Annotated in this window: 4 protein-coding genes; 3 read left to right on the top strand and 1 reads right to left on the bottom strand. The window is 65.6% G+C overall.

Annotated features, from left to right (window positions below; genetic code table 11):
• The 3 genes from EN781_RS27330 to EN781_RS27320 all read left to right on the top strand — a co-directional run.
• Positions 1-741: ATP-binding cassette domain-containing protein (locus tag EN781_RS27330; protein ID WP_145965646.1), on the top strand; the 741-nt coding region annotated here is incomplete at its 5' end.
• A 124-nt stretch (positions 742-865) separates the two neighbouring features.
• The gene (locus EN781_RS27325) at positions 866-1942 is read left to right on the top strand and encodes an ABC transporter permease (RefSeq protein ID WP_126057948.1); all 1077 of its coding nucleotides are present in this window, start codon (positions 866-868) and stop codon (positions 1940-1942) included.
• A 13-nt stretch (positions 1943-1955) separates the two neighbouring features.
• Complete coding sequence (locus tag EN781_RS27320) at positions 1956-3053, top strand: substrate-binding domain-containing protein (RefSeq protein WP_127400512.1); 1098 nt, start codon at positions 1956-1958, stop codon at positions 3051-3053.
• A 73-nt stretch (positions 3054-3126) separates the two neighbouring features.
• Here EN781_RS27320 and EN781_RS27315 read toward each other — a convergent pair whose 3' ends face one another.
• Positions 3127-4146 carry a LacI family DNA-binding transcriptional regulator gene (locus EN781_RS27315; RefSeq protein ID WP_189347888.1) on the bottom strand — a complete coding sequence of 340 codons (1020 nt, stop codon included), beginning with the start codon at positions 4144-4146 and terminating at the stop codon, positions 3127-3129.
• Positions 4147-4278: the final 132 nt, after the last annotated feature.

Here is a 4278-nt window from a genome sequence, read left to right as displayed (position 1 = left end):
TGGCAGGACGGGCCGGAGCGGCTCAAGGTCGAAAACCTCGTTTGCGGCAACGTCGGCCCGGTCACCTTCGAGGCGCGCTCCGGCGAATTGCTCGGGCTGGTCGGCCTGCGCGGCGCCGGACAGGAAGCCGTCGGCCGCGCGCTGTTCGGCGCCGAGCGTTTCGAGGGAACGGTCTCGCTCGACGGCAAGCGCCTCGACCTGTCTTCGGTCGGTGCCGCCCTTGCCGCCGGCGTCGGCCTCATCGCGCGCGACCGCACCGAGGAATCGGTCGCGCTGTCGCTTTCCGTGCGCGAGAATATGTATCTCAATCCGTCGGCGGTCGGTCGTGGACTATTCTCCTTCATGAAGCCGGCGCGGGAGAGCGAGTTGACGCAGGAACTCGGCGCGCGGCTGGGGCTGAGACCCAACGATCCGCATCTGCCGATCGAGGCGCTTTCAGGCGGCAACCAGCAGAAGGTGGTCGTCGGCCGCTGGCTGGCGACGGGCCGCAAGCTGCTGATCGCCGAGGACCCGACGGCCGGCGTCGATGTCGGCGCCAAGGCCGAGATCTACCGCCTGATCGCGGCGGCCGTCGAAGCCGGGCTGGCGGTCATCGTCGTCTCCACCGATTTCGAGGAGGTCGCCCATATCTGCCATCGCGCCCTCGTCTTCTCGCATAACCGCATCGTACGCGAACTTGCCGGCGATGCCTTGACGACGGCTGCGCTCATCCGCGCCGCCTCCGTGTCCGAAGCCGCCTAGAGCCGGATGATTTCAGGTCCAATCGACCTGAAATTTGAATCCGGTTCTAAATCAAAGAGATAGAGCATGATGTCGTCCGAAAACCGCCTCACACTTTTCGGCATCATGCTCTAGGAGGACCCCCATGAATTCGATCAAATCGACGGCGCTGGAGCCGACCCGGTCGGAACTTTCCGGGCTGAGCCTCGGCCAGAAGGCTTCGCGCTACCTGCCGGTCTACGGCCTGCCGATCCTGACGCTGCTGCTCATCGTGCTGTTCTCGTTGCTGCTGCCGCGGACGTTCCCGACGCTGCTCAATTTGCGCTCGATCATCTCCGACAAGGCGATCATCGCGATGCTGTCGCTTGCGGCGATGATCCCCATGGCCTCGGGCCGCATCGACCTTACGGTGGGCTACGGCATCGTGCTGTGGCACATCCTGGCCATCAGCCTGCAAACGGCCTTTGGCATCCCTTGGCCGATCGCGGTGCTGATCGTCATCCTGCTCGGCGTGCTCACCGGCTTCATCAATGGCTGGCTGGTCGAGGTGGCGCGCATCGATTCCTTCATCGCCACGCTCGGCACCGGTACCGTGCTCTATGCTTTGGCCATGTGGTACACCGGCGGCCGGCAGGTCGTCGGCGTGCTTCCCGACGGCTTCCTCTCCCTCAACGGCACGATGCTGTTCGGCCTGCCGATCACCGGCTACTACGTGGTCGTCCTGGCGCTGGCGATGTGGCTCGTGCTCGAATACCTGCCGATCGGCCGCTACCTCTACGCCATCGGCGCCAATCCGAAGGCCGCCGCGCTCAACGGCATCCCGGTGCAGAAATTCGTCGTGGGCGCCTTCGTCGCCTCCGGCGCGCTCACCGCGCTCGGCGGCGTGCTGCTCGCCTCGAAGCTGAGGATCGGCCAGGCCAGCGTCGGTCTCGAATATCTGCTGCCGGCGCTGGTCGGCGCCTTCCTCGGATCGACCACCATCAAGCCCGGCCGCGTCAATGTCTGGGGCACGATCATCGGCGTCGTCATCCTCGCCGTCGGCATTTCCGGCATCCAGCAGTTCGGCGGCTCGTTCTGGGTCGAGCCGCTGTTCAACGGCGTCACCCTGCTCGTCGCGATCGGCATTGCCGGCTACGCGCAGCGCCGCCGCGGCGCCGTGGTGCCGCCCGCCGCCACTCAACCAGCCACCAGCCAACGAACAACGACAACCAACAATGCTTAATGGGAGAAACAGCATGCATCGCAGAACAGTCCTTCAGCTTGGCGTCGCCTGCCTGGCGCTCGGCATCGCCTCGACCGCGCTCGCCGATCCGATGGCCGACGCCAAGGCCGTCGTCGACAAATACGCCAGCAAGGTCGAGAAATGGGACGGGCCGATGACAGGGCCTAAGGGGGCCGCGGGCAAGACGATCGTCGTGCTTGGCGCCGACATGAAGAACGGCGGCATTCTCGGCGTCACCAAGGGCGTCGAGGAAGCGGCGGCGGCACTTGGCTGGACGGTCAAGACGCTTGACGGCGCCGGCTCCATCGGCGGCCGCACGGCGGCCTTTGGCCAGGCGCTGGCGCTCAATCCGGACGGCATCATCATCAACGGCTTCGACGCCGTCGAGCAAAAGCCGGCGATGGAGCAGGCCAAGGCCGCCAAGATCCCGATGGCGGCATGGCATGCAGCACCGACGGTCGGCCCGATCGACGACCTCGGTATCATCGCCAACGTCTCGACCGATCCGATGGAAGTCTCCAAGGCGGCCGCCGACTGGGCCTTTGTCGATGCCAAGGGCAAGCCCGGCGTCATTATCTTCACCGATTCCACCTATCAGATCGCCATCGCCAAGGCGGACCGGATGAAGAAGGAGATCGAAGATCTCGGCGGCAAGGTGCTCGAATATGTCGACACGCCGATCGCCGAGACCTCGCAGCGCATGCCGCAGCTCACCACGTCGCTGCTGCAGAAGTACGGCGATGAATGGACCCATTCGCTGGCGATCAACGACCTCTATTTCGACTTCATGGGGCCGTCGCTGGCGGCGGCCGGCAAGTCCGGCACCGACGCGCCGATCAACGTGGCGGCCGGCGACGGTTCGGAATCGGCCTACCAGCGCATCCGCTCCAGCCAGTTTCAGAAGGTGACGGTGGCGGAACCGCTGAACCTGCAGGGCTGGCAGCTGGTCGACGAGCTCAACCGCGCCATGGCCGGCGAGAAATGGTCGGGCTACATCTCGCCGCTGCACGTAGTGACCTCGGACAATGTCGAGTTCGACGGTGGCCCGGACAACCGCTTCGACCCTGGCAACGGCTACCGCGACGAATACAAGAAGATCTGGGGCAAATAGGCTTCGGCAGCATCTGTCGGAACAGCCAACGGCCGGCGGTCATCCTGCCGGCCGTTGGTCATTCCAAAAGCGTTCAAGCCGTGTGGCGCGCAATCACCTTGGGTGTCATGCCGACGACGACCCGGTCGTCCGCCGCGCGGCGGCCATTGAGCAGATCGAGCACCAACTCGGCCACGCGGATGCCGATCTCATGCGCGCCGACATCGATCGTGGTGATCGACGGCACCGACTGCTCGGCAAGGTCATAGGCGCCGAAGCCGGCGATCGCGACGTCGTCGGGCACACTGATGCCGCGCCGCACGCATTCCATCAGCGCGCCGAAGGCGGAAAGGTCGGACACGCACATCACTGCCTGCGTATCGGGCCAGCGCGAGATCATCTCGACCATGGCGGCCGCGCCCTCGCGCATCGAGATCGGCGGCACGCCGGAGGCGATGACACGCGAGGCGTCGAGGCCGCGGTCCTGCAGCGCCGCCAAAAAACCGCGCCGCCGGTCGAGGCCGCGCGTGTCGCGCGAGGTGTCGCCGCCGATGAAGCCGAGCCTCGAGTAGCCGCGCGCGACGAAATGATCGACCATCAGCCGCCCGGCCTCGGCGTTGGAGAAGCCGACGACATGGCCGATCGGGTCGCTCGGCAGATCCCACGTCTCCACCACCGGCACGCCGGCATTGGCCAGCATCTTGCGGCAGCGCGGCGTGTGGCGGCCGCCAGTGACGATGATCGCTTCCGGCCGCCGCTGCAGCAATTGCCCGACCAGGCGCTCTTCCTCCTCGACGTTGTAGTCAGTGAAGCCGAGCAGGATTTCCAGCCCGCTGTCGCGCAAACCTTCGGTCATGCCGCGCACCGTGTCGGCGAAGTTGGCGTTGTTGATCGAGGGTATCGTCACCGCGACGAAACCGGAGCGGCGCGAGGAAAGGTTGGCGGCAATGCTGTCGAAGACATAACCTAGCTCTTCAGCCGCTTGCAGGATGCGGTCTCGCGTGTCGGCGCTGACCGAGGCGTCGCGCTTGAAGGCGCGCGAGACGGTCATCGTCGAGACGTTGGCGCGATGCGCGACATCGGCCATGGTCGGGCGTTTGGGCGAGGACTGCATGGCCGTACGTTATCGATATCACAACGGAATGCAACGCGCCGCCGACGCTTATGCAAAGGCGATCTGGACCTTCATCGCCCGGCTGCGGTCATTGGCAAGCTCGAAGCCGGAAAGCGCCTCGTCGAACGCCAC

The organism is Mesorhizobium sp. M4A.F.Ca.ET.090.04.2.1 (assembly GCF_003999085.1).
In the GTDB taxonomy this organism is placed as follows: Bacteria; Pseudomonadota; Alphaproteobacteria; order Rhizobiales; family Rhizobiaceae; genus Mesorhizobium.
Note: the sequence above shows the minus strand (reverse complement) of the source record. Positions and strands in the feature narration are given on the sequence as shown.

What these genes read in the sequence shown, in the direction of transcription:
- EN781_RS27325 (WP_126057948.1), top strand. Translation starts at nt 866, where the DNA reads ATGAATTCGATCAAATCGACGGCGCTGGAGCCGACCCGGTCGGAACTT.
- EN781_RS27320 (WP_127400512.1), top strand. Translation starts at nt 1,956, where the DNA reads ATGCATCGCAGAACAGTCCTTCAGCTTGGCGTCGCCTGCCTGGCGCTC.
- EN781_RS27315 (WP_189347888.1), bottom strand. Translation starts at nt 4,146, where the DNA reads ATGCAGTCCTCGCCCAAACGCCCGACCATGGCCGATGTCGCGCATCGC.